Annotated in this window: 22 protein-coding genes; 15 read left to right on the forward strand and 7 right to left on the reverse strand. The window is 68.4% G+C overall.

The window, feature by feature from the left end:
- The first annotated feature begins 235 nt into the window (after positions 1-235).
- Both ACH4YP_RS42620 and ACH4YP_RS42625 read left to right on the forward strand, forming a co-directional pair.
- A complete protein-coding gene (locus ACH4YP_RS42620; RefSeq protein ID WP_398496589.1) occupies positions 236-925 on the forward strand; it encodes a haloacid dehalogenase type II in 690 nt (229 codons plus the stop codon).
- Positions 926-1,224: 299 nt separating this feature from the next.
- Complete coding sequence (locus ACH4YP_RS42625) at positions 1,225-2,184, forward strand: alpha/beta hydrolase family protein (RefSeq protein ID WP_398496590.1); 960 nt, start codon at positions 1,225-1,227, stop codon at positions 2,182-2,184.
- Between the two features lie 152 nt (positions 2,185-2,336).
- On the opposite strand, the gene ACH4YP_RS42630 is transcribed toward ACH4YP_RS42625, so the two are convergent.
- A complete protein-coding gene (locus ACH4YP_RS42630; protein ID WP_398496592.1) occupies positions 2,337-3,458 on the reverse strand; it encodes a LacI family DNA-binding transcriptional regulator in 1,122 nt (373 codons plus the stop codon).
- A gap of 71 nt (positions 3,459-3,529) precedes the next feature.
- A complete protein-coding gene (locus ACH4YP_RS42635; protein ID WP_398496594.1) occupies positions 3,530-4,345 on the reverse strand; it encodes a sugar phosphate isomerase/epimerase family protein in 816 nt (271 codons plus the stop codon).
- A gap of 279 nt (positions 4,346-4,624) precedes the next feature.
- Here ACH4YP_RS42635 and ACH4YP_RS42640 point away from each other — a divergent pair, with 279 nt between their 5' ends.
- The 8 genes from ACH4YP_RS42640 (at position 4,625) to ACH4YP_RS42675 (ending at position 13,358) form a co-directional block, all read left to right on the forward strand.
- The gene (locus ACH4YP_RS42640; protein WP_398496596.1) at positions 4,625-6,088 is read left to right on the forward strand and encodes an ABC transporter substrate-binding protein; all 1,464 of its coding nucleotides are present in this window, start codon (positions 4,625-4,627) and stop codon (positions 6,086-6,088) included.
- A gap of 49 nt (positions 6,089-6,137) precedes the next feature.
- Complete coding sequence (locus ACH4YP_RS42645) at positions 6,138-7,163, forward strand: carbohydrate ABC transporter permease (protein ID WP_398496598.1); 1,026 nt, start codon at positions 6,138-6,140, stop codon at positions 7,161-7,163.
- Positions 7,163-8,038, forward strand: coding sequence for a carbohydrate ABC transporter permease (locus ACH4YP_RS42650; RefSeq protein ID WP_398496600.1), 876 nt, complete (start codon positions 7,163-7,165; stop codon positions 8,036-8,038). The genes ACH4YP_RS42645 and ACH4YP_RS42650 overlap by 1 nt, the downstream gene beginning before the upstream one ends.
- Before the next feature lie 5 nt (positions 8,039-8,043).
- On the forward strand, positions 8,044-9,276 hold the full coding sequence (locus ACH4YP_RS42655) for a hypothetical protein (RefSeq protein ID WP_398496602.1): 1,233 nt from the start codon (positions 8,044-8,046) through the stop codon (positions 9,274-9,276).
- Positions 9,273-10,271, forward strand: a complete 999-nt coding sequence (locus ACH4YP_RS42660; protein ID WP_398496604.1) for a hydroxyacid dehydrogenase — start codon at positions 9,273-9,275, stop codon at positions 10,269-10,271. The genes ACH4YP_RS42655 and ACH4YP_RS42660 overlap by 4 nt, the downstream gene beginning before the upstream one ends.
- Positions 10,268-11,245, forward strand: coding sequence for a D-2-hydroxyacid dehydrogenase (locus tag ACH4YP_RS42665; RefSeq protein WP_398496606.1), 978 nt, complete (start codon positions 10,268-10,270; stop codon positions 11,243-11,245). Before ACH4YP_RS42660 ends, ACH4YP_RS42665 begins: the two co-directional genes overlap by 4 nt.
- Positions 11,246-11,271: 26 nt before the next feature.
- Complete coding sequence (locus tag ACH4YP_RS42670) at positions 11,272-12,405, forward strand: mandelate racemase/muconate lactonizing enzyme family protein (RefSeq protein WP_398496608.1); 1,134 nt, start codon at positions 11,272-11,274, stop codon at positions 12,403-12,405.
- Between the two features lie 368 nt (positions 12,406-12,773).
- Positions 12,774-13,358, forward strand: coding sequence for a polysaccharide lyase family 7 protein (locus tag ACH4YP_RS42675; protein WP_398496643.1), 585 nt, complete (start codon positions 12,774-12,776; stop codon positions 13,356-13,358).
- Positions 13,359-13,393: 35 nt separating this feature from the next.
- On the opposite strand, the gene ACH4YP_RS42680 is transcribed toward ACH4YP_RS42675, so the two are convergent.
- Positions 13,394-14,311, reverse strand: a complete 918-nt coding sequence (locus tag ACH4YP_RS42680; protein ID WP_398496610.1) for a hypothetical protein — start codon at positions 14,309-14,311, stop codon at positions 13,394-13,396.
- A gap of 229 nt (positions 14,312-14,540) precedes the next feature.
- Here ACH4YP_RS42680 and ACH4YP_RS42685 point away from each other — a divergent pair, with 229 nt between their 5' ends.
- The 3 genes from ACH4YP_RS42685 to ACH4YP_RS42695 all read left to right on the forward strand — a co-directional run bounded on the left by ACH4YP_RS42685 (position 14,541) and on the right by ACH4YP_RS42695 (position 17,544).
- Positions 14,541-15,119, forward strand: a complete 579-nt coding sequence (locus tag ACH4YP_RS42685; RefSeq protein WP_398496612.1) for a TetR/AcrR family transcriptional regulator — start codon at positions 14,541-14,543, stop codon at positions 15,117-15,119.
- Between the two features lie 111 nt (positions 15,120-15,230).
- Complete coding sequence (locus tag ACH4YP_RS42690; protein ID WP_398496613.1) at positions 15,231-16,544, forward strand: hypothetical protein; 1,314 nt, start codon at positions 15,231-15,233, stop codon at positions 16,542-16,544.
- A 118-nt stretch (positions 16,545-16,662) separates the two neighbouring features.
- On the forward strand, positions 16,663-17,544 hold the full coding sequence (locus ACH4YP_RS42695; protein WP_398496615.1) for an alpha/beta fold hydrolase: 882 nt from the start codon (positions 16,663-16,665) through the stop codon (positions 17,542-17,544).
- 34 nt (positions 17,545-17,578) lie between these two features.
- On the opposite strand, the gene ACH4YP_RS42700 is transcribed toward ACH4YP_RS42695, so the two are convergent.
- Both ACH4YP_RS42700 and ACH4YP_RS42705 read right to left on the reverse strand, forming a co-directional pair.
- Positions 17,579-18,244: a PH domain-containing protein gene (locus tag ACH4YP_RS42700; protein WP_398496617.1), complete on the reverse strand. Its 666-nt coding sequence runs from the start codon at positions 18,242-18,244 to the stop codon at positions 17,579-17,581.
- A 193-nt stretch (positions 18,245-18,437) separates the two neighbouring features.
- The gene (locus ACH4YP_RS42705; RefSeq protein WP_398496619.1) at positions 18,438-18,983 is read right to left on the reverse strand and encodes a YciI family protein; all 546 of its coding nucleotides are present in this window, start codon (positions 18,981-18,983) and stop codon (positions 18,438-18,440) included.
- A gap of 163 nt (positions 18,984-19,146) precedes the next feature.
- Between ACH4YP_RS42705 and ACH4YP_RS42710 the strand changes: the two genes are divergently transcribed.
- Complete coding sequence (locus ACH4YP_RS42710; protein ID WP_398496620.1) at positions 19,147-19,827, forward strand: hypothetical protein; 681 nt, start codon at positions 19,147-19,149, stop codon at positions 19,825-19,827.
- A gap of 236 nt (positions 19,828-20,063) precedes the next feature.
- Positions 20,064-21,407 carry an FG-GAP repeat domain-containing protein gene (locus ACH4YP_RS42715; RefSeq protein ID WP_398496622.1) on the forward strand — a complete coding sequence of 448 codons (1,344 nt, stop codon included), beginning with the start codon at positions 20,064-20,066 and terminating at the stop codon, positions 21,405-21,407.
- Between the two features lie 84 nt (positions 21,408-21,491).
- Here the strand turns inward: ACH4YP_RS42715 and ACH4YP_RS42720 are convergent, their stop codons facing one another.
- Both ACH4YP_RS42720 and ACH4YP_RS42725 read right to left on the reverse strand, forming a co-directional pair.
- Positions 21,492-22,154, reverse strand: a complete 663-nt coding sequence (locus tag ACH4YP_RS42720; RefSeq protein WP_398496624.1) for a GDSL-type esterase/lipase family protein — start codon at positions 22,152-22,154, stop codon at positions 21,492-21,494.
- A gap of 36 nt (positions 22,155-22,190) precedes the next feature.
- Positions 22,191-23,711, reverse strand: coding sequence for an FAD-dependent monooxygenase (locus ACH4YP_RS42725; RefSeq protein ID WP_398496626.1), 1,521 nt, complete (start codon positions 23,709-23,711; stop codon positions 22,191-22,193).
- Positions 23,712-23,713: the final 2 nt, after the last annotated feature.

The raw sequence follows: 23,713 nt of genomic DNA on the forward strand, positions 1-23,713 counted from the left end.
ACGGTCCTCGCTCGTCGATGAAGGACCCGCAGCCGTCCGTCGGTTTCACGGAGTCGGACATCGACCTTGCCGCGGTCTTCCAGGCCGTCACGCGGTGCGAAGCCATCTCGTTCGCCGCTCACGGACCCGGCCGATTCGTCACCTCCTTGACTGGTGACGCAAGGTCGAGCAACAATCGCTACCTGCGCGCTGACCCGAGCCACGCCACACCTGAGCACCTTGAGGAGGAGACCGCATGGCCGAGTCGTACGGCATCGAGGTCGTCGTGTTCGACATCCTCGGAACGATGGTCGACGAGCCGGGCGGACTCCGGGCTGCCATCCACGACGCGGTGCCCGCGTCCGACGACGCGTCCGTCTACCAACTGCTCACGGTGTGGCGAGACCACGTCGAGCACGAGCAGCAACGCATCGCGGAGGGAGGCCGGGCGTACGCCAACACCGAGGTCGTCGACCGCGAGGCAGCCCAACGCGTGGCCGACCACGCCGGGCTCACCGACCCGGTGGCCATCGCGCGACTGGCTACCGCAAGCCAGCGCCTGAAGCCCTGGAGCGACTCCCTCGCCGGACTCGCGCACCTCGCCCGGCGATTTCCTGTCCTGGGACTCTCCAACGCCAGTCGCGCGACTCTCCTCCGCCTCAACGCGTACGCCCAGCTGGGGTGGCACCAGGCCTTGTCGGCCGAAGATGCCCAGGCCTACAAGCCCGCGCCGGAGGTCTACCGGCTCGCGCTCGACGCGGCACGTTGTCCACCGGAGCGCGTGCTGATGGTCGCCGCTCACGCCTGGGACCTTCGCGGAGCTCAGGCGGTGGGAATGCGAACCGCCTACGTCCACCGACCGGTCGGGGACCCACCGGCGAGCACCGACACGTTCACCTGGCGGACGAACACTCTGGACGAGCTGGTCACCGAACTGACGGCGTAACCCTGCCCGAACGGTTCCTCACGGCGTTCGGCGAACAGTGCGCTGCGGGAGCAAGCAGGGTCGGTTGGCTGCGCAGCGCGCTGGCCCGCTTGCTGCCGGTTGGCACTTTCCTGCAAGGGCCTGCAGGGGTGACCGCGCCCTCCTTCTGGAGGCCGTTGACAAAACGGAACACCGTTCCGTACATTAAACGGAACAAGGATCCGCTTCAGCCCGGCTGAATGCGGATGCTCCTGTCCGCCTCACCTGCCGTCGGCCCGAACGAGACCGGCAGCTGAGGCCCTTGAAGGGAAATACGCATCATGAGTGCATCGGCTCGGACTGCTGACGCCGTCGGCTTGCCCACTCCCGTCCTCTCGGTCAGCCCGGTGGTGCTGTCAGCCCCGGGCCGAGCGGTGGACCTTGAGGTGAAGGTCTCCGCGCCCGTGACGGGGGGCGACCTGCCGGTCATCCTCCTCTCGCACGGGCAGGGCTACTCGAACCACCTCTCCTCACTGAACGGCTATGCCCCGCTCGCCAACTTCTGGGCTGCGCACGGCTTTGTCGTGATCCAGCCCACCCATCTGAGCTCCAGGACGCTGAGCCTCGATCCCAGCACTCCCGGCGCACCCCTGCACTGGCGATCACGGGCCGAGGACATGACGCGCATCCTCGACCAACTCGACGTGATCGAGGCCGCCGTCCCCCAGTTTCTCGGGCGGCTGGACCATGACAAGGTCGCCGTGGCCGGGCACTCGATGGGCGGGCACACAGCGAGCCTGCTGCTCGGCGCCCGGCTCACCGATCCGGACGACGGAACGGAAGTGGACCTGGTCGAGCCCCGGATCAAGGCAGGTGTCCTGCTTGCCGCGCCCGGCAGGGGCGGCGACGCACTCACCGAGTCCGTGGCCGAGAACCTCTCCTTCTTCCTGACCACGGACTTCTCCAAGATGACGACACCCACGCTGGTGGTCGCCGGCGACAAGGACACCTCGACCCACCTGACGGTCGCGGGTGCGGACTGGCACGCCGACCCGTACGTCCTCTCCCCGGGTCCCAAGTCCCTGCTCACCCTGTTCGACGCAGAGCACGGTCTCGGCGGGGTGTCTGGATACGACGTCGCCGAGACCACGGACGAGAACATCGAGCGGGTGTCCGCGGTCCAGCGGCTCACCTGCGCCTACCTCCGCACGGAGCTCTACCCCGGCGATGCCGCCTGGCAGGAGGCGCGCGACGCGCTGACGGCCGACCCGGACCCGCTCGGACGCGTCGAATCCAAGTAGGTCAAGAGGCGCAATCTCCGGAGCGGATCAGCAGCAGGGGCTGGTCGCCCTCGACGATCAGGCAGCCGCGACACCTGCCGGCGGCTGTGTGGAAGCAGCAGCCCTGGCGGGACTGAGTCTTACCGTTCGCCGGTGCAGGCCCTGGCCTCACCTCAGTGCGCAGGCACCGCCGGGGGAGCGCTGGTGTGGCGTACCCGCAGCTCCATCGGAATGATTCTGGGTTCGGTGTCGCCGTTGGCAGCCATCAGTGCTTCCAGTGTCTGGGCGGCCTGTCGGCCCAGTTCGTCCCGGGCCAACGAGGCCGTGGTGAGTCGGCGTGAACTGGGCAGGTCGTCGAGGGAGATGTCGTCGCAGCCGATGACCGACATGTCCTCGGGGACCCGCAGGCCCGACTCCTCCAGCGCGGTCACCGCACCGAGCGCCACGAGGTCGTTGTACGCGACAACAGCGGTGACACCGGAATCTCGCACGGCACCGGCCGCGGCGTACCCATGCCGTGCCGTATGACCACAGGGGATGACCGTGACGTCGACGCCGAACGCCGCCGCGGCATCGAAGGCACGGATGCGTTCGGCATTGGCCCAGGACGCCTCGGGGCCGCTCAGGTAGGCCACGCGGCGATGCCCGAGCTGGGTGAGGTGGCCACAGACCAGGGTCATCCCTCCGTAGAAGTCGACGGAGACCGAGGGGAGACTCAGCCCAGGAACGATCCGGTTGACCAGTACGACAGGGTGGCCACGCAGGGACAGGTCGACGAGCTCGGTGCGGTTCATGCGTGGGGAGCACAGCAGCACACCGTCACAGCAGCGCATGAGGTCCTCGGCGAGCTCGTGCTCACTCGTCGCGTCCTCGTCGGACTCCATCACCATCACCCGCCGCCCGTGCGAGCGGGCCACGGCGGAGACGGACTTGAGGACATCGGGGAAGTACGGGTTGGACAGGTCGGGCACGAGGACACCGATGGCACCGGCCTCACCGCGAGCCAGGCCCTGGGCTGCGGCGTTGGGGCGGTAGCCGAGTTCGGCGACCGCGTCCTGCACCCGGCGCGTCAGTTCGGGGTCGACCCGGGCCGTGCCGTTGAGAACGCGGGAGACAGTGGAGGTGGAGACCCCTGCCGCCGTGCCGACATCAGTGATCGTCACCCGCCGCTGACGGGCTGCCTTCTTCGTGACGGAGGCGCTCGCCACGACGGACGCGCTCGCCGTGCCGGGCGGCTCGGGCATGCCGTCCGTCGGTGGATCCGGCTCCGCGGAGGCTCTCGGATCTTCCGCCATGTCCGGTACTTTCGACGTTGCCAAGCCCAACTCCCCGTGTCCCTCGGTCCATGGCCACAGTAGTTCGTCGTTCAGCGGGCGGGCGATGTGGTCGTCGGCTCGGACTGGATTCTGCGCAGGTGTCCGAGGTCCCGGCGGACCGCTGCGAGCGGGTTGTCGGCCGGGTAGTGGACGTGTAGGGAGAACGGGCCGGTGTAGCCGAGCTCTGTGAGACCGGGCAGGATCGTGGCCCAGGGGACGACGCCGCCGTCGGCGAGCGGTTGCCACCTGCAGTTCCAGGACCCACGTGCCGCACCTGGTTCCCACACCGCGTTCTTCACACCCACGCACCCGACACGGTCCAGGCCGCCGAGAACATCGAGGGTGAGCCGCCAGTCCTCGCTTCCCTCCTTGGCCTGGTTCCCCGGGTCGGGATGGACGAGGACGTCGTCGCGGCCGTCCAGGAGTCGCGACGCGTGCGAGGCCGAGGGATGCAGCGTGCCGTGGTGCAGCGCGAGCACGAGCCGGACGCCGTGGCGGGCGGCGAGTTCGGCGAGGCCCGCGAGGTCGCGGCGGGCCCGGTCCAGGCAGGCGGCGTAGTCGAGTCCGGCGTCGTAGCGGTAGAAGCCCACGCGCATCAGGGACACGCCTGCCTCGGCACAGTGTCCGATGACGCGCTCGGACTCGCTGTCCGCCGAAATCAGGTCCGTGCTGACGAGGCCGGTCTCAAGTCCGTTGCCGCGCAAGGCGCGTGCCGTCTCGGCAATGCGCCAGGACGTGCCCGGTGTGACGGTCTGCCCGTCCCTGACCAGCAGGTCGGCGCCGTCCGCGCCGGACTCGGCCAGCTGATCGGCAAGCTCCTCGGGCGGCAGATCACCGAACGGTTTCGTCAGGACGAGGACGCGCACAACGTACTCCTTTCCGGTCGCTCGCGAGCCCGTACGGGCCGCTAGCGACACCATGAGAATCTGTGAAAGCGCTCCCTCAACTTAACCACCGCGATCGCAGGAGATCGAGTGTTCGTACAACACTCCAGTTGAGAAGCCTTGTTGAGGGCGCCGGAGCTGGACCTGTCGAATCTCCTCCTGTGAAAACGCTTGCTAGGTCGAGTACTGCGCCCTAACGTCATCCGCGCCTCAGTCCCGAGAGCCGCTCGGGTGGCCATCTCGACGGAGCAGGAGCCGACCATGGGCACAGGACACAGAGTTGGAGCATCCCGGATCGGCAGGCTGGCGCTCGCGCCCCTGTTGCTGGGACCACTGCTGGCGGGATGCGGTGGAAGTTCCGGAAGTTCGGGCACCACGCTCAAGGTCTGGGACTACTCGGCGGAGCAGACGGACTTCCACAAGAAGGCCGCCGAGGAGTTCCACCGGCAGCACCCGGACATCACCGTGCAGTGGCAGTCGATCGCCCAGGACGAGTACAAGCGGACGCTCCCGCTGGCCTTCCAGAGCGGCCAGGGTCCGGACATCTTCTACTGGAGCGAAAGCGGTCCGCTGGCCATGTCCCAACTGCTCAGCCAGGACTGGATCCAGCCCCTCAACGAGGGCTCCGCGCTGCCCGCGAGCTTCACCAAGCGTTGGCCCGAGGGCTCGTTCGTCGACGGGGTCAACCAACTCGACGGGAAGACATACGCGTTCCCCTTCTCCGAGAGCACCTACTGGGGCCCCGGCTACATGTTCCTCAACAAGAAGGTCTTCGGTGACGCCGGTCTCGACACCGCGAAGCCGCCGAAGACCTGGTCCGAGCTGAAGAGCGCCTGCGCGCAGATCAAGGCGAAGACGAAGGCGTACTGCATCGCGTCGCCCAGCAAGGACGTCGACTTCCAGCGCATCTTCTACGCACTCGCCGCCGGCGAATACACCTTCAACGACGGGTTCTTCGACTACAAGAAGGGCACGTTCTCGCTGGCCGAACCGCAGGCCCAGAAGGTGTTCGCATTCATCCAGGAGCTCAAGAAGGACGGCTACCTGGCACCCGGCACCAACGACAAGAACTTCTCCCGGCAGCAGTTCGCCACGGGACAGGCCGGCATCATCATGGACGGCACCTGGATCCCCTCGGTGTTCAAGTCCCTCGGCATGGACTCCTCGCAGTACTCCATCGCCGCGCACCCCGTCCCTGACTCGGGTGCCAAGGGCGCCCTGTGGAGCCAGCCCGACGGCAACAAGTACTGGGTGAGCGCGAAGACGAAGCAGTCGAAGGCCGCGTGGACCTTCATGAACTGGCTGACTCAGCCCGACGGTTACTTCGCCAAGCAGTACCTCGCAGGCGGCTTCGGGACACTGGCATTCGCGGACAACGCCCGTTACATCAAGGACCCCGCGATGCGACAGATCATGGGGATAGCCGACAAGCCCGGCTACCGGGTCGATCTGCCGCTCCCGGTGACCAAGTGCCCGGACCTGGTGAAGTCCCAGGCCTACGTCAAGGCCGTCGGTGAGCGACCCAACTGGGAGTACGAGGCGATGTCCGGCGCCCTGAGCGGCGGCAAGTCGCTGAAGCCGGAGGCCGAACGGATCGTCGAGCAGCGTCAGAAGACCCTCACGGCCGAGCTCAAGAAGGAAGCGGCCCAGGGGCTGAAGGTCTCACTCGACTGCTTCACCTTCCCCGACTGGTCGTACACCTCCGACTACCGGCCGGCCAAGTAGCCGCCCACGTCCCGGAAGCCGGATGTCAGCCAGCCGTAAAGGACCTCGCATGGCTCTCGCCCCCACCAGCCCACATCCACCCGACGCCGCCCCGACCACGATCACCCGGCCCAGCGGGGAGACACACCGGTCCAAGCCTTCTTCGGAGCCACCGGAGGGAAACCGTGAGCGCGCCAAGGGGCGCGACCGGCTGTGGGTGGCCGCCTTTCTCGTGCCGTTCCTCGTGCTCTACATGGGGTTCACCCTCTGGCCGCTGATCGCGACGGTCTACTACTCGTTCTTCGACTGGTCCGGCTCCGGACCGCTCGACAACTTCGTCGGTGGCGACAACTACAGCCGTATCCTCGGCGATCCGCTCTTCTGGCAGGCGGTCGTCAACACCCTGCTGTTTGCCGTCGGCACGACCCTGATCAAGCTGCCGCTGTCCCTCCTCGCCGCACTGGTGATGACCAGGAAGTGGCTGCGGGCGAAGAGGGCGCTGCGCACCGTCTTCTTCGCACCGCTGATCATCCCGGTGGCGATGGCCGGCCTGGTCTTCACCTACCTGCTCAACCCGTCCAACGGCGCCCTCAACTCCGCGCTGCACGGACTCGGCCTCACCGACGGTACGACCGATGTCTTCGCCAACCGCTGGACCGCGCTGCTGGCCCTGGTCCTGATCTCCGTCTGGCAAGTTTTCGGGCAGTACATGATCTATTGGATGGCCGCGCTACAGAACGTCCCCGACGAACTGTACGAAGCCGCCGAGCTCGACGGCGCCAGTGAATGGCAGAAGCTCACCCGGATCACGCTGCCGCTGATCCGTCCCGTGGCCGTGGTCATCGTGATGCTCGCTCTGGTCAACGCGATGCACGTGTTCGGGCTCGTCGTCACGCTCACCGGCGGAGGCCCCGGCACGAGCACCTACGTGGTCTCGTACTTCATCTACAAACAGGCCTTCGGCTCGATGCCCTTCGCGTACGGATATGCGTCGGCGGCCGCCCTGCTGTTCTCCGTCATGGCGTTCCTCCTCGTCACCAGTCAGGGCCTCTTCGTGCGCCGCGCGCAGAAGACGCGGAAGGAGTACGGAGTCTGATGTCCCGTCCCGAACTCCGCACACCGCGAAAGTCACGCTTCTCGCGACTGTCACGGCCCGCGCGTGCCAACCTCATCGCGCTGCCCTTGCTGATCGTGGTGGGTCTCGTCTGGGTCTATCCGTTCCTCTGGGTCGTCGCGGGGGCGTTCAAGACACAGACAGGGCTCTTCACCGGGGGCGCCAGCCTCATGCCCGACCAGTGGAACTTCGACAACTTCCGCCGGGCATGGGTGGACGCAGGCTTCTCCAGATACTTTTTCAACACGATTCTGTACGCGGTCGTGTCCACCGTCATCGAACTCTTCAAGTCGGCCCTGTGCGGATACATTCTGGCCCGGTACGAATTCCCGGGACGAAAGCTCCTGCACCGCATGATCATTGCCACCCTGTTCGTACCGGTGGCCTCCATCATCATCCCGCAGTTCGTCCTGGTGGAACAGCTCGGCCTGCTGAACACCCAGGCCGGGGTCATCCTGGCCATGTCCGGGGCGGCCGGCGCCCTCTACGTCCTGCTCTTCATCGGCTTCTTCTCGGGCATACCGAGCGATCTGTTCGACGCGGCAAAACTCGACGGAGCCGGCTTCCTCCGCACATTCCGGCTGGTCCTCCCGCTGGCGAAGCCCGTCATCGCGGTGGTCGTCATCTTCCAGTTCATCACCAACTGGAACGAGTTCAACATCCCGTTGGTCTTCACCCTCGGCCAGCCGGATCTGCAGAACCTGGCAGTCGGAATGCTGTCGTTCAAGGGTGAGCACTCCGTGGACTGGACCGGATTCGCCGCCGGAATGACGCTCTCCGTCATTCCCATGCTGATTGTCTTCGTCTTCTTCCAGAGTTACTTCGTGCGCGGCCTGGCCGGCGCCACCAAGGAGTGAACCACGTGACAACCGAGCCACCCGGCTCCGTCGATCTCAGCGGCACCTTCGCCTACACCTGGGACCTGGTGGGCGACCCCGCCGCGGCCGAACGAATAGCCTCACTCGGCGTGGGCGCAGTGGTCCTGCAGGCCGCCTACCACTCGGTGCGCGCCATGACGCCGTACCACCCCGTCCACCGCACGGTGCATGCCACACACGCCGCCGCGTATTTCCCGCTCGACCCTCACCAGTGGCGCGGCAAGCGTCTCAGACCTGACCCGCCGGGCTGGGCCGTCGACGCCCCGGACCGGTTCGGGGCGGCGGCCTCGGCTCTGCGGAGTCAGGGACTGCGGGTCGAAGCCTGGCTGGTGCTCACGCACAGCACCGCGGCGGGGGAGCGCGCACTCGATCTGACCGTGCGCAACGCGTTCGACGAGCGATACGGGTACGCACTGTGCCCGGCACAGCCCGAAGTGGCCGCGTACGCCCAGCAGTTGGTCCACAGCTTCTGCGAACGCCACGACGCCGCCGAGGTGCCGACGCTGATGCTGGAAGCCTGCGGCTGGCTGGGCTTCGAGCACGGCAGCCACCATGAGAAGACAGCGGGCGCCGACCTGAGCAGAGGCTGCCGCGATCTGCTGTCGATATGCCTGTGCGCTGCCTGCAGCAAGGGAATCGAGACCTGCGGAGGGGACCCCGCCGACATCGCACAGACAGTGCGCCACACCGTCGACGCGGAGATGCGCGACGGCTTACGCGCACCGAACACATTCGCCGAGTCGCTCGGTGAACGGTCAGCACAAGCTCTGCTGCGCCACCGCCAGTTCGTGATCGAGGACCTGACACGACAGGTGGCGGCGGTGGCACCCGGTCGGGAGCTGCTCCTGATGGCGGACGGCGACCCGCAGACCACCGGCCCCGACAGCGGACTCGACCTGGTCCGCTTCGGCGGCCGGGCCACTGCCGTCGTCCTCAAGTGCTGGGACGACGAGAACCGGGCGGTGGCCCGCGTCGAAGAAGCGGTGCGGGACAGCACACGGCCAGTCATCGCCAATGTGTCAGTGCTCGACGAGCACCCCGCCGAACTCAGCCGGCGGGTCGCCCGGCTGCTGGCCGCGGGAGCGCGGCAGATCCGCTACTACCACGCGGGCCTGTCCTCACCCGCGCGACTACGGGCACTGCGCATGGCCAACGCGCAGGAAGCGGTGCGAGCCACCGCGAGAGCAGGTACTCGGACAACGGAGGGAGCAGCATGACGAACGAGCCACTCACCGGGCTGTACGCGATGGATCCGGCGCGCTTCGACGACGTCTACGGGGCAGCCGAACGCGCCGCGATCGAGAGCTACTTGACCATCAAGCAGCCCCCGTGCGCCGCAGCGGACCTGTCCGCGGACATGCTGGCAGGAGTCGACGTGCTCGTCACCGGCTGGGGCGCGCCCCAGCTCACCGCGGAGCTGCTGGACAGCGCGCCGCGGCTCGCCCTCGTCCTGTACGCCGCAGGGTCCGTACGCCCCCTGGTGACCGAGGAGTCCTGGGCGCGCGGCGTGCGGGTCACCTCCGCCGGCACGGTGATCGCGGACAAGGTCGCGGACTTCGCGCTCGCCCAGATCCTGTATGCACTCAAGCACGGCTGGCGCTACGTCCTTACCGCACGGCGCACCCGGGCGGCGGCCGTCCGCCGAAGTGAACTCGGCACCGTGGGAGCCACCGTCGGCCTTGTCTCACTCGGAGCCACCGGGCGGGCCACCGCACGGCTCCTGGCCAGGCACGGCGTGCGCGTGCTGGCCCACGACCCCTACGTGCCCGTCGCCACGGCTCGTGCTCTCGGCGTCGAACTGACCACGCTGGAAGGCGTATTCGCCGAGAGCGATGTCGTGAGCCTGCACGCCCCGCTGCTCGACGAGACCCACGCCATGGTCGACGCACGGCTGCTGCGCTCCATGCGCCCCGACGCCACGCTGGTCAACACCGCGCGCGGCGGCCTCGTCGACGAGCCGGCGCTGGTGTCCGTGCTCGGAGAACGCACCGACCTGTTCGCCGTACTCGACGTCACCGACCCCGAGCCGTCGCCCCCCGGCTCCCCGCTGTTCGAACTGGACAACGTGGTGGTCACCCCGCATCTGGCCGGCAGCCTCGGCCCGGAACGGCGCCTGCTGGGCCGGGCCATGGCCGAGGAACTGGCCCGGTACGTCGCCGGGAGCCCGCTGCGACACGAGGTAGCCGCCGCGTCGATGGAGCACGCCGCATGAGCACAGTCGCCTTCACGCTGGTCATGGTCCCGCCCTTGTCGGCGGAAGCCCGATCCTGGCCCGACAGGCTCGTCGAGGCAGTACCGGGGATCGAGGTGCTCTGCCCCCATGGCCCTCAGGGCATCGACGCCGCGCTGGTGCGCGCCGATGCCGCCTACGGCACACTCACACCCGAACTCCTCGGCTCGGCAGACCGGTTGCGCTGGCTGCAAGCCCCTCAGGCCGGCCCTCCTCCCGGCTTCTACCACCCCGCGCTCGTACGTCATCCGGTCGAGGTGACGAACATGCGCGACACCTACACCGATCATGTCGCCGCGCACACGATGGCGTTGGTCCTGGCCCTCGCCAGGCAACTGCCCCGCTACGTACGCGAACAGGCAGCCGCCAACTGGGCGCCGGACTGGTCGGACGGCGCGGTCGTCCCCCTCGGCGAGGCGCGCGCACTCATCGTCGGTACGGGTGCGATCGGCGCCGAGACCGGACGGTTGCTCGCCGAGTTCGGCACCCGCGTGGAAGGCATCGACCCCCGTGTCACCACGGCACCGCCCGGATTCCTCCGGGTTCTGCCGCCTGGTCAACTCGATCGCGCACTTCCCGAAGCGGACATCGTGATCCTGACCGTGCCTCACACCCCTGAGACAGAAGGGCTGATGGATGCCGGCCGTCTGGCGGCGATGAAAGACGGAGCTTGCCTCATCAACGTGGGCCGCGGTCCCACCGTCCGCCTCGACGACCTCGTCGCGGCCTTGGACGCGGGGCGCCTGCGGGGCGCCGCCCTCGACGTCATGGAACTGGAGCCGCTGCCGCCGGACCATCCACTCTGGCGCCACCCCAAGGCACTGATCACTCCGCATGTGGCCGGGGCCGGACCGCACGCTTCGGAGCGCCGTTTCGAGGTGCTGGCGGAGAACGCACAGCGGTTCGCCGACGGGCGGCCGTTGATCAACGTAGTGGACAAGTCGCTATGGTTCTGACCGCATCACCAGACACCCAACCCGCGGTGACCGTCGAGCGCGTGGAGACGTTCACGGTCGCCCTGCCGACGCTGCGGGACTTCGCGGTCGCGGGCGGCGGCGTGACCGCCCGAGGGCGCCCCGCCATCCGCGTGCTCGTCAAGGTTACGGCGTCGGACGGAAGCACCGGCTGGGGCGAGGCGACCCCGATCCCCTCATGGACGTACGAGACCACCGAGTCCATCGTCTCGACCCTGACGCACTACCTGGCGCCCGCCGCGACCGACCTGCCACTGTGGGACCTCGACGGGCTGGTGCGGACCTGCGACCGCACCATCCGGCGCGGCTGGTCCACCGGGATGCCACTGGCCCGCGCCGCCCTGGACGTCGCCTGGCACGACGCACTCGCCCGCTCCCGCGGCGTGAGCCTCGGAGAGCTGTGGGGCAGACGCCGCCACGACACCGTCGAACTCTGCTGGATCGCCACCGGAGACGACGCAGGTGACCTCGCCGAATCGGTCGCCGAGGGGCAGGCCCACGGGTACCGCCACTTCAAGATCAAGACGGGGCTCGTGCCCGGACAGGACGAGGCAGGGGAAGTCGCCCGAGTGGCGGCCGTACGTGAGGCCGCCCCCGGCGCCCGACTGATCGTCGACGCCAACCAGGCCGGCACCCAGGACTCCGCGCTCCGCCTCGCCCGCCTCCTCGCGCCGCTCGACATCGCGGCGCTTGAACAACCCCTGCCCGCCAACGACATCGAAGGACTCCGCCGGCTGCGCGACCTCAGCCCGGTCCCGATCGCCGTGGACGAGAGCCTGCGGCACCCCACCGACCTCGCCTCGTTCGTCCGCAGGGGCGCCATCGGCATCGCCGTGGCCAAGGTGCAGCGCTGCGCCGGGCTCACCCTGGCGCTGCGCCAGTGCCAGCTGGCCGAGGACTGCGGTGTGGCGCTGATGGGCTCGGGGCTGACCGAATCCGACATCGGCCTCGCCGCGTCACTGCACCTGTTCGCGGCCCACGACCTCATCGCCCCCGCCGACCTCAACGGCCGGCAGTTCCTGCAAAGCCCCTATGCCACCGGCTCCACGATCCAGGTCCGCGCCGGGGTGGCCCGGGTGCCGTCGGGGCCCGGCCTCGGTATCGGCATCGACGAAGGGATCGTACGAGAACTCGCCTGCTGAGCTGCGGGCATGTCAGGCCGTCCAAGTCCCATCCTCATGGCCCAAGTGCCCCTCCACGTACCTCCCAAGGGCCCGTCGCGGCCCGGACATGAAGGAGCCGCTCATGAAGCGTCGATCGCCCTCGCGCAGTTCTCACCGCCGCGCTCTGAGCCTGCTCGCGGCGCCCGCCCTCGCGCAGTTCTCACCGCCGCGCTCTGAGCCTGCTCGCGGCGCCCGCCCTCGCCGTCGGCCTGCTGGCCCCGGTTCAGAGCGCGTCGGCCGATTCGGCGGGTGCCGCCGCCTGCACCGCACCGGCCGCGGCCATCGGCCTGAGCACCGGCTGGAAGCTTCAGCTGCCCCTCCCCAACAGCTCCGGCTCCCTCCAGGAGATCAAGCAGCCCGCCCTGAAGACGTACAACAATGCTCCCTGGTTCACGACCACCTCGGACTGCGAGGCGATCCTGCTGCGGGCCGCGGTCAACGGCGCCACCACCAGCAACAGCGGATACCCGCGGTCGGAGCTGCGCGAGATGACCGCCGACGGGTCGGCGACGAAAGGCTGGCCGTCCACGTCGGGCACCCACACCATGGTCGTCGACCAGGCGATCACCCACCTCCCCAAGACCAAACCACACGTGATGGCCGGGCAGATACATGACGAGACGAGCGACGTCACCTCGTTCCGTCTCGAAGGGACCTCGCTGTACGTCACCTCGTACAACACCACCCACTACAAGCTGGTGACTTCCAACTACCAGCTCGGCACCCGCTTCCAGGGGAAGTTCGTGGCCCACGACGGGAAGGTCGACGTCTACTACAACGGCACCCTCAAGGCGACCGTCGACGGCGCGTTCGGCAGCGGCTACTACAAGGCGGGCGCCTACACCCAGGCGAACTGCACCAACTCCTCGCCGTGCGACAACTCGAACTACGGAGAGGTCGCCCTGTACGGAGTCACAGTGACGCACAAGTGACCTGACGGGGTCGCTCCTCCCGGTGCCTCATCGGGTCAGACCCCGCAGAAGGGCATGGTCCGCACGTATCCGCCGAGGTTCTCGTCGTCGGTGCCCAGGAGGGCGTCGGTGGATCCGGGCAGGCACTCGACTGCCTCGATCTTGTACTGGGGGAATGTTCCGAGGACGCTCGGGGAGGCCGCGAGCGTGACCCGTACCCGGCCTGCAGCCGACACGCTCACCCGGCCCGCATCGCTCACCGCGGAGTCGAACGGGCCGTCGTCACCGGCATCGGCCGCCGAACTCACGATGATCCGGCCGGAGTCGGTCACCGTGATGTCGGAGATGTGCCGGGTGCCGTCGTCGGTCGGATACGCGGTCCGGTAGGCGCGGCGCGTCACGGTGCCGAACTGCGGCTGACCCCACGGGGCGAACGTCAGGGGTGCGGCGTAGAGCGTGGCCGGACGATCCGCGCCCGCTCCACGGTCCGCCCACAGAACGGCGAGTTTCCCGTTCTGGGCGACGAGCGCGAAACTCTCGAAGTCGTCGCCCTCGCCGATCGCCGGCAGCGGCGAGTAGTCGACGACCGTCGCCCTGGGGCCGGCGACCTTCAGGCGGTAGACGATGCCGCGGCCGGTGAGCGCCAGGTATTCACCCGGCATCCCGGGGATGGCTTCTATGGCCTCAAGGTCGACGGGTTCCGGCCCGTCCCAGGTGATCGGGGAGATGCCGTCGGCGCCCTCCCAGTGGGTGATCCGGGACAGACGCTTCAGCCCGGCCCCCTTGTTGTCGTGCACGGCCAGCACGTCCACCCACGATCCGTCCGAGGCGCGGCCCTCGTACGCGAGGCCGCTGACACCACTGCGGACGTCGCCGCCGACCTGCTGCCATGGGCTGTCCGCACCGGCCGGGGCAGTGCCGAGCGAGGTCAGCAGGACCGTCGCCGCGGTGAGCCAGGCCACGCGCTGCAGCATCGGGAGTTTCACTGGGGGCGCTCGCCTTCTGTGTCCGACGGACGCGAGATCACGCGCCGAGTGCCAGGCTATTGATCATGGTGAGCACGGACCCAACGACGGTTACGCCATTCGCGGGAGCTCGAAGACGGACTCGGCGGGCACGCGCCCCACAGCCGGACGCCGTGGTGGTTCGTGGCCGCCGCAGCACTTTCTTGAGCGATCGATCCAGATAGGTTAGTGTGAGTGCATGGCAAGGACCCGAGAGTTCGACACCGAGGCGGCGGTGAGCCGCGCAATGGAGCTGTTCTGGACGCGCGGATACGAGGCGACGTCGGTGCGCGACCTGACCGGGCATCTCGGCATCGGACAAGGATCCCTGTATGCGGCGTTCGGCGACAAGGACGGCCTGTACCGGGCCGCGCTGGAGCACTACCGCACCACCCTCGCGGCGGCCGCCCTGCGCAGCCTCGACGAGGGGGCGGACGCCCGGTCGGCGATCCGTGCGATGCTGGTCGAGCGGGTCCGGATCGCGGCCGAACATGACGGCCGGGGCTGCCTGTTGGTCAATGCCGTCTGTGAGCGTCTGCCGGCGGACCCGGCTACCCGGCGCACCGTGCGTGACGTGCAGGATGCCAGTCAGCGTGCGCTCGCCGACGTGCTGCGCGTGGCGGCGGAGCGGGGCGAGATCTCCGCGACTCGCGACCCGCGGACCCTGGCCGCCTTCCTGGTCACCTTCCTCAACGGCCTGCTCGTCTCCTCGAAGATCACACCCGACGTCCGTGCCCTGGAACCCCTCGTGGAGGTCGCGCTGGCCGCCCTCGACTGATTTTTTCACGCCCTCAATCTGTATCGCACGATCCACAAAATGTACCGGCGTCCGCGAAGTCACCGACGCCGACGAGAGCGCATGCCGCTCACCGACCACATCGGAGGACCCATGCCCCCCGCGCAGACCTCGACCGCACCCACCCTCGGCGGCTCCCGATGGAACACCTTCCCGGCAACCCGCACGATGAGAGCCCGTCAGTTCTTCACCGGTGCCGAGCCGCTGCTGCAAGGCGTCATCGATGCCCTGCACAGCGTCGACCGTGAGGTACTGGAGGACCAGATCCACGCGACGCTCGGCCTCGGTACGCGCGAGACATCATTGCCGCTGGCCGTAGGCCCCGACAGCGCTTCGGCAGCCCGCGAACTGGGCGCGCAGGCCGAGAACATCGGCCGGGAGATCGCCTCCTGGGCAACCGCGGCCCTGGACCGGCTGCTCACCCACCGGATACCGCTGCCCGTCGGCCCCCTGGTGGTCCGCAGCCACTGCGACGGACATCTACTCACCCACCGCGCGGCCGACCTGCTCCTGGGCAGCCGCGGCGGACCGGTCGCGATGCAGCTCTACAACGAGTGGCTGCACCAGATGGTCCTGCTGCGCGACGGCCTACTGCCCTTCACCAACTGGCAGGACGTCCCGCTCCTCGTCACCCCGACCGGGCTGCGGCACATCGAGTCGGCCCGCGACAGCTTCCTCACCGAACTCCTGGTCCGCCAGATCCGGCACACCAGCATCGTGGACTTCGCCCGCCACGCGGTCACCGGCACCTCGGGCCCGGCCGGCTACGGCTTCGACCACGACGGCGGCACCGTCCTGCCCACCGTCGTCGGCACACCGCCCCTCACCGCGCCCCGCCACCTGCTGACCTGGCGACCCGGTCCCGCCGCAGACGACACCATCACATACGTCGCCGAAATGCAGGACTACTACGCCGCACCCCGCACACTCATCGACCACCTATCGCCCGCCACCGCAGCACAGGGGCCAATAACTGGCCGCGTAGTCGTCGGACCGGCCGTCGACGGAACCCGCACCGCCCACATCGCCATGACCCACGACGGAACCACCGCACACCTCGACCTCGGCCAGGCGCTGCGCGGCCACCGCTTCGCCCACCAGGCCGCCGTCACAGGCGCCGCGATCGCCCGCACCACCCGGAGCGCCGAGCTGTGGACCGCACTACGAGCCCCCGGATTGCTGTGGACGCAGGACGGCGACGTCACCCTGGACGCCACAGGCCAGGACAATCTCGTCGCGCTGGCACTGCTCGGCCGCCTCTACCCGGACAACGTCGCCCTGCGCCCCGCCGGCCATGACGCCGGCCCGGCAGCCGCGGGCACGAACGGACCGGGCGGCCGCCTCATCATCGACCTGCCGGACCACGACGTCACCGAGCGGCAGGACAGCCCGCCGGAAACGCGCTGATCACGCGGCTGGGACAGCCACCGGCCCGCATCGCCACACCAGGGCACCGTCCGGCAGGACCAGAACGCACTCTCTGGCGCCCGAACCGCCAAGCCCCCCAGGAAAGTTGCGAAGAAACATGATCGTCGACCATCACGCAAATCCTGCACGCACAGGCCGTGCCACCGTCAACGAAACGAGTCTCCACTACCGCACGGCTGGGTCCGGCCCGGCGCTGGTGCTGCTGCACGGCGTTCCCAAGACCGGCTATCACTGGCGGCACCTCGTCCCGAAGCTGACGGACCAGTACACCGTCGTCGTACCGGACCTCCGTGGTCTTGGTGACTCTTCCCGTCCCGCGGACGGATACGACAGCGCGACGATGAGCGACGACATCGCCGCGCTGATGGCCCAGCTCGGACACGCCTCCTACAGCATGATGGGGGAGGACTGGGGAGCGGTGATCGGCTACCAACTCGCGGCCCGGCACCGCGATCACGTCAACGCCCTTGTGTTCTGCGAGGCGTTGTTCCCCGGATTCGGCTTCGAGGACCACACCGCACTCACCCACGAGAACGTCTCAAGTGGCATGCACCTGTGGCATCTGGGCTTCTACTTCCAGCCCGACGTACCCGAGATGCTGATCGCCGGGCATGAACGCGAACTGATCACCTACATGATCAAGTACGAGCGCAGTCACCCCGACACCGCCACCCCCGACGCGGTCGACGAATACGTTCGCTGTTACTCCATGCCTGGCGGCATCCGCGCGATGCTGGCGATCTACCGGGCCATGCTCGTCGACGCCGAACAGAACAGGCTGGCATCACAGCGGAAGCTGGACATCCCGGTGCTGGCGCTCGGCGGCTCGGCCTTCATCGGCGACCGGAACGAAGCCCAGATGCGGCTCATGGCCCACGGCGTCACCGGTCACGTCTTCAACGCCGGCCACGACCTCGCCGAGGAGATACCCGACGAGGTGGCGGATGTGGTGCTTCCGTTCCTGGCCGAGAGGTTGTAGCCGCCCCTGGGCCCTGACCGTCGGCCGCGACCCGTCAGCCGCTGGGCCGACGGCTGCGGTACGAGGCAATCGCGGTCAGCGCGAAGATCAGGGGCGCTCCCACCCCCATGACCGTGAACGGGTTCAGGAACGACTCCATCCACTCCGGCATGTCGACGAACAGGGGCAGCAGCATCAGTACGGTCAGCGGGATGAAGGCCAGCATCACGGCGGCGAACCCCATCATGAGGGCCGCCTGGCGTGCATCGCGCCGGTCGATGAGGACAGCGGCCTGCGGGTCGGGCGCCCAGTCCGCGCCCCGCAGTTCCTCCCATGAGTCAATCAGCAGCCCAAGTTCGCGCTCGACGTTCACATGAAGATCGTCGACGAACGGCAACAGCACCTTGGAGCCGTCCCGGCCGTAGGCGTGCACCAGCACGTTGGGCGCACCGCTCTGCATCGCCGATGCCGGATTGACCTCCGCCCTGATGTCCTGGATGTCCTCCCATGCCAAATGCCGGCGCTTCGCCATGCCGCGTACATGGATCGCCTTGATGTCCGCGACGGTCGAACAGCGCAACGTGGCGTAGAAGAGCCACCCCATGAGTGCCACCCACGCTGCGAGGATGGGGTACCGGAACGAGGCGGGCACCTCGGCGCCCCACAGGGCCACCAAGACGCTCAGCGTGCCTATGACGATCACCCAGAGGAACACGTGCATCCGGGACCGTCTCATCCGGTACTCGCGCGGCAATCGTTCGTACCCCACAGCCACCCCCGCAGTAAGGCGTGCCCCATCCGTCGACACGACCGATGGGGCACCATGGTGAGGCCCCAACTCCGTTGTGTCGAGGGCCCTTTGGGAAGTGGAGCGTGCCAGGTCGCCTCGGCGCCTTCACTGCGTCCTCAGTTCACTACGACCGCCCGCCGAACTGCCAGTCGTGGACCTCGATGTCGGCGTACGGGCCCGGGGTCAGGACGGCCCGTGCCGAGTCCGGATCCGGTGCCCGGACCAGAACCGCCGTACCCAGCCATTTGGTCCCGTCGTCGGACAACAGCGGCCCGTACGCGATCAGTTCGTCCCGGTCCGGAGGTACGGCGAGGTCGGCACCCTGCCCTGAGCCAAGGCCGAGCACCAGGTACCGGTTGCCGTCGGTCCCGCCACCGGGGAAGTCCCACATGGTGCGCCCCAGCAGGTTGCGCCACCGTCGCAGCAACACGTCCCGGTACACACCTGCCTGGTAGCCGGGCTCGTCAAAGGCGAACGCGCGGGCGGCGGCAAGATCCGGCAAGTCCACGATGTGCACGCTGCCGGTGGGCACGTCGTCCCCTGCGAGGGTCGGGCCGCGGGCGATCATCTCCTTGCCGAACCGGTCCATGTAGGACCAGTGCTCCTCCAGCAACTCGTGACGCAGAGCCACAGAGTTGGGCCGATCGCGGTGGTAGCAGAAGAACTCCATGCTCCACACTCTCCACCATCCGTCGTTCGGGCAGACTCCGGTTGTCACAGGCAGGGCCCGTCATGGAGGATCAGGCGTTCGAGGCGCGCGGAACCGCTGTGCGCGGCGGGGGCCTGAGGGGGCGGCGATCTTTTCCGTAGTCGTCAATGTGCTGGTCGGTCTGGTGACCAGCCTCATCGGTGGTGGGTTCGTCTGGCTCTGGGAGCGTGGCAAGCGCACCGGCCGACTGCGGCGCAAGGCGGACTTCTTCGGCCTCGTCCCGGGGGAGACCTGCTTCATCGTCATCGGCAACAAACACAACACACGGGGCGTTACCACGCACAAGGAAATCCGCGCCATGATCGAGGTCGCGACGCTGGCCGGCCAACTCGGCTGTGACGTCGCGACCGAGTCCAGCGACGACTTCCGCGGCACCAACGACGACCGTACGGAATTCTGTATCGGTGGTCCGATCGGCGAGGCCAACCTCCGTACGGGCGGTCACCTCGCGGCCCATCTGCCCGGCGTCAGCATCCTGCCGTACGGTCAGGGTCCGGAGTCGATGGCGTTCGACGTCGGCGGGCGACGCTACCCGTACCGGAAGAACGAGGTGGAGTACGCCTTGGTGGCCAAGTTCAGGCCGCCGCAGGCAACTCGCCCGGTCATGCTGGTCTGCGGCCAGAGCTCCCTGGCCAACCAGGCCGCGATCCACTTCCTCAGAAGGAACTACCACCAAGTGGCCGACGCCCTCGGCGCGGTCGACCGCTACTGCCTCCTGATCAAGGTCTCGGACATCGGTACGTACGGCTTCCAGGGCGCGAGCCTCGAAGCCGATGTGACCGCTGACGCGTTCACCGCACCCTGACGCCAGTACTACGCCGACGACTCGGTTCCTGCCCTGACGCCAGTGCTGCACTGACCGCTCAGTTCCTGACCGGAATCCGACCCTGACCCCGTCGTTACGGGCCCGTGAGCCGCGTCGCGCAGACTTGCGGCATGCGCCGCCGCCGTACTACCCGTCCTGCTGTCGCCCTGGTCTGCCTCTGTGCGACCACCCTGCTGTTCACGGGGTGTTCGGGCGATGACGGGAAGTCGACGCCAGTGCCCCCTTCCCCCTCCCAGCGGGACGACGGGGAGGTCAACCGGGACGACGTGAACGGTGACGGGCACTCCGACGCGCTCGTCAACGGCTGGTACAAGGAGCCGAAGGTAGGGGGCGATTGGCACAACAACCGCTTTGTCGCCCTTGCCGCACCAGGCGGCCCCGAACCGGGCAAGTCCTTCCGTCTCGCGGAGCGCTATGCCAAGCCGGACCCCCGGGTCACCAGCTCGCCGATCGAGTACGACCGGTCTACCCAGTTCACCGGGGATCTCGATGACGACGGCCACGCCGATGTCGTCGTACGCAATCTGCTGAGGAACCCCAGCGGGAAGGACACGCCCGAGCAGCGCATTGTGTGGGGCGGATCCGACGTCCCCGCGGGCGTCACCAAGCTGCCCGCCGACATCCTCCCGGCCACCGCTGCCGGGGACTTCGACGGCGACGGCGCCCTCGACCTGCTGACCCTCGCGGAGCCCGGCGACCAGTACGACCGCAAGCCGCAGTTCGCCACCGTCCTGTACGGCCCGCTCAGCCGTGGCAGAGGGGCACCCCGCACTACCTCAAGGACCGATGTGGGCCAACAGGGCTGGGTGTCCGTGGCGCACACGGCCGTCGGTGACTTCGACGACGACGGCCGGGACGACCTGGTGACCAAGGCCGAGTACGACGAGGAGGATGTCCGCTTCGAGGAAGACATGCCTGAAGACGTCATCGACGCCGTGTTCTACCGGGGTACACCCCAAGGGCTGAAACCCGCCGGGGCCGTACCCGGCATCACGAACCAGGCCGACAGCCAGGTCCCCGGCGGCAAGCCCGTGGCCGCCGGGGACTTCGACGGCGACGGACACGCCGACATCCTCGCCGGGGTGGGCTTCACCGAAGCCGTTGCCGTCTACGGAAGCGCCGAGGGCCCAGGCCGGGGCAGGGCCGCCCGCGATCTGGGGAAGCTGGATGTTGACAGCGCCGTCGCGGTCGGCGACGTAAACGGCGACGGCCACGACGACATCGCCACCCAGTCACCGGGCGTCGATCGCCGTTTCGGCCAGGTGGTGGTGCTCCTCGGAGGCGAGGACGGGCTCGACACGGCCCGTACTGTCAAGATCGACCGGCGCGCGATCGGCCTCGGCGGCTCCCCGCAGCACGAAGGAGACCGCGACTTCTTCGGCTGGGACCTGCGCATCGCCGACCTCGACACCGATGGCCGTGACGAGTTGCTCATCGGCACGTTCGGCTTCAACAAGCCCCGCAAGGACGCCGGTTACTGGATCCTGCGCGGAACGAAGAGCGGCCCGTCGACAACGGACCGCCGCTTCATCAAGACCAAGGACTTCGGCGAGAGCTGACTACTTCCGTCCGCGCATCGTCGACGGCCTTGGTCGGTGAAGCTCCTCGCGATCGCCCGTGTCGCCGGCAATCGCGAGGCCCGGTCACGCGACCAGGCGCAGCCAGGCCGCCGCGAGTGCGGCGTGACCGGCCGGTGTCGGGTGGACGCCGTCCGCAGCCCAGTACTCCGGCCCGGTCGTCGCGGCGAGCTCGGCGAACATGCCGTCGGCGGCGAGCAGATGAGCCCCGTACGTGCGCGCAAGCTCGCGCACGACCTGGATCTTCGGGTCCAGGTCGGCCCGCCACTCCTTTCGGACCTCTTCGTCGAGGTGCACGTCGCCGACCTCGACAAGGCCGCGAATCGGCAGCAGGAACGGCTCGATGAGGATCAGCTCGGTGCCGGCCTCGGCGAGGGGCGCGAGCAGGCGGTCGTACCCTGCCGCGAAGTCCTCCATGGGGATCACATAGCCGTCAGGGTCGTACGAGTGCCAGCCGACGTCGTTTCCGCCGACGAGGACCGACACCACGTCCGGGCGCGCGTCGAGGACGTCCGCCTGCCAGCGGGCCTCGAGGTCCATCACCTTGTCGCCCGCGATGCCGGAGTTGAGCCAGGTCACGGCCCGGTCCGGGCGGCGGAGTCCCCAGTCGCCCGCGACGCGGAGCGGGTAGCCGAACCCGAGATGCTCTTCGCCTTCGAGCCGTTGGCAGTCGGTGATCGAATCGCCGGTGAACATCACGGTGCTTCCCGGTCGGATGGTGATGGTCATGTGTGCTCCTGGAACTCGGTTGTCGGGGTGGTTGGTTCAGGTTTGCGGGCTGCCGAACCAATGGCAGGCGGCCTGTTCGAACGCTTCACGGTCAGGGTCGCGATCACCTGCCCAGGCGACTGTGCCGTCGGGTCGGACCAGCACGGCGCCCAGTCCGAGGTCGTTCCGAGCCGGACCGGCTGCGTACCGCATCCGGCTCTCCCAGCCCATCGCCGAAGCGTGCAGGGATCGGTCGGTGCTGAAGTCGAGCGCGACGCCTCGTCCGTCCTGCATCAGGTCGCCGAGGCGAGTGCCGTCCTCAAGACGGAGGTCGGGGGCGTTGAGGCCGACCAGCGGATGCTCGCTGCCGAGGTGGTAGCGGTTCGACGATCCCGATGTCTTCTTGAACACGTAGGTCGTTCCGTCTCGGGTCCCGAGCAGGTCGCGTATGACTCCTTGGATCGCCTGGGCATGGGGGTCCGGCTTCATGGCCGCGGCCTGGGCGCGCGTCCAGTCGAGCACCTCTGCGCCGATCGGACGGCGCTCGCGGGTGTAGGTGTCGAGGAGCCCGTCCGGCGCGGTCCCGTGCACGGTCGCGGCGAGCTTCCATCCCAGGTTCATGGCGTCGCCGAGGCCGAGGTTGAGTCCCTGCGCTCCAAGGGGGGAGTGGATGTGAGCGGAGTCGCCCGCGAGCAGGACGCGCCCCTGGCGGTACGTCGTCGTCTGCATCGCCCGATCGGTGAAGCTCGAGGCGAGATGGACGTCGGTCAGTGTCACGTCGGCGCCGGACACACGGCGCAGAACCGCCTGGAGATGTTCGCGAGTCGGCCGCTGCGAGCGATCGAACGCGCCGCCGTCGAACTCCAGCATGCCGATGTACTCCTGCGCGGGTGTCCGGAGGTACATGCCTGTCGGCGTCAGGTTGAACCCGGGGCGCAGCTTCTCGGGATCGGCGACGTTGGCGAGCACGACGTAGCCGGTGAACTGCGGCTCGGTGCCGACGAATTCGAAGCCCGCGAGCCCACGCACCGCGCTGCGTCCGCCGTCGCAGCCGACGACCCAGCCCGCCGCGTACTCGTGCTCGCCTGCCTGCACGACCACACTCTCACCGTCCTGCGCGACGCCTGAGACCGTGACGCCGCGCCTGACCTCCACGCCGAGCTTGGACGCCCGCTCGGACAGCACCGTCTCGACCGCTTCGAGATTCGTCATCACGCCTTCCATTGCCGGGCTGGGAAGCCGGAACGGCAGGGCGGCGACGTCGACATGGGCCGGATCGAGCATCATGCCGGCGAAGTGGCTCACGCCACGAGGGGGCGACGGCTCGTCCACGTCGAGGTCCGCGCCGGGATCGTCGTGGACGCCCGACGCAGTCAGGAGCGGGTGCAGCATCCCGCGGCGGTAGAACGCCTCGACCGACGCGGCGGACAGGCCCCGCATCCCGAGTGGGTCCGCCTTCCACGGAGAGCGGCCCTCCGGCTCCCGCTCCAGCATCAGGATCGAGCAGCCCGCGAGGCCAAGCTCGCAGGCGAGGAAAAGACCAACTGGGCCGGCGCCCACAATCACTACGTCATGCACGA

It is taken from the genome of Streptomyces sp. NPDC020747 (assembly GCF_044334695.1).
Classification (GTDB): Bacteria; Actinomycetota; Actinomycetes; order Streptomycetales; family Streptomycetaceae; genus Streptomyces.

What these genes read in the sequence shown, in the direction of transcription:
- ACH4YP_RS42665 (WP_398496606.1), top strand. Translation starts at nt 10,268, where the DNA reads ATGAGCACAGTCGCCTTCACGCTGGTCATGGTCCCGCCCTTGTCGGCG.
- ACH4YP_RS42680 (WP_398496610.1), bottom strand. Translation starts at nt 14,311, where the DNA reads ATGCTGCAGCGCGTGGCCTGGCTCACCGCGGCGACGGTCCTGCTGACC.
- ACH4YP_RS42630 (WP_398496592.1), bottom strand. Translation starts at nt 3,458, where the DNA reads ATGGCGGAAGATCCGAGAGCCTCCGCGGAGCCGGATCCACCGACGGAC.
- ACH4YP_RS42625 (WP_398496590.1), top strand. Translation starts at nt 1,225, where the DNA reads ATGAGTGCATCGGCTCGGACTGCTGACGCCGTCGGCTTGCCCACTCCC.
- ACH4YP_RS42700 (WP_398496617.1), bottom strand. Translation starts at nt 18,244, where the DNA reads ATGCACGTGTTCCTCTGGGTGATCGTCATAGGCACGCTGAGCGTCTTG.
- ACH4YP_RS42650 (WP_398496600.1), top strand. Translation starts at nt 7,163, where the DNA reads ATGTCCCGTCCCGAACTCCGCACACCGCGAAAGTCACGCTTCTCGCGA.
- ACH4YP_RS42640 (WP_398496596.1), top strand. Translation starts at nt 4,625, where the DNA reads ATGGGCACAGGACACAGAGTTGGAGCATCCCGGATCGGCAGGCTGGCG.
- ACH4YP_RS42685 (WP_398496612.1), top strand. Translation starts at nt 14,541, where the DNA reads ATGGCAAGGACCCGAGAGTTCGACACCGAGGCGGCGGTGAGCCGCGCA.
- ACH4YP_RS42695 (WP_398496615.1), top strand. Translation starts at nt 16,663, where the DNA reads ATGATCGTCGACCATCACGCAAATCCTGCACGCACAGGCCGTGCCACC.
- ACH4YP_RS42690 (WP_398496613.1), top strand. Translation starts at nt 15,231, where the DNA reads ATGCCCCCCGCGCAGACCTCGACCGCACCCACCCTCGGCGGCTCCCGA.
- ACH4YP_RS42620 (WP_398496589.1), top strand. Translation starts at nt 236, where the DNA reads ATGGCCGAGTCGTACGGCATCGAGGTCGTCGTGTTCGACATCCTCGGA.
- ACH4YP_RS42660 (WP_398496604.1), top strand. Translation starts at nt 9,273, where the DNA reads ATGACGAACGAGCCACTCACCGGGCTGTACGCGATGGATCCGGCGCGC.
- ACH4YP_RS42705 (WP_398496619.1), bottom strand. Translation starts at nt 18,983, where the DNA reads ATGGAGTTCTTCTGCTACCACCGCGATCGGCCCAACTCTGTGGCTCTG.
- ACH4YP_RS42720 (WP_398496624.1), bottom strand. Translation starts at nt 22,154, where the DNA reads ATGACCATCACCATCCGACCGGGAAGCACCGTGATGTTCACCGGCGAT.
- ACH4YP_RS42645 (WP_398496598.1), top strand. Translation starts at nt 6,138, where the DNA reads ATGGCTCTCGCCCCCACCAGCCCACATCCACCCGACGCCGCCCCGACC.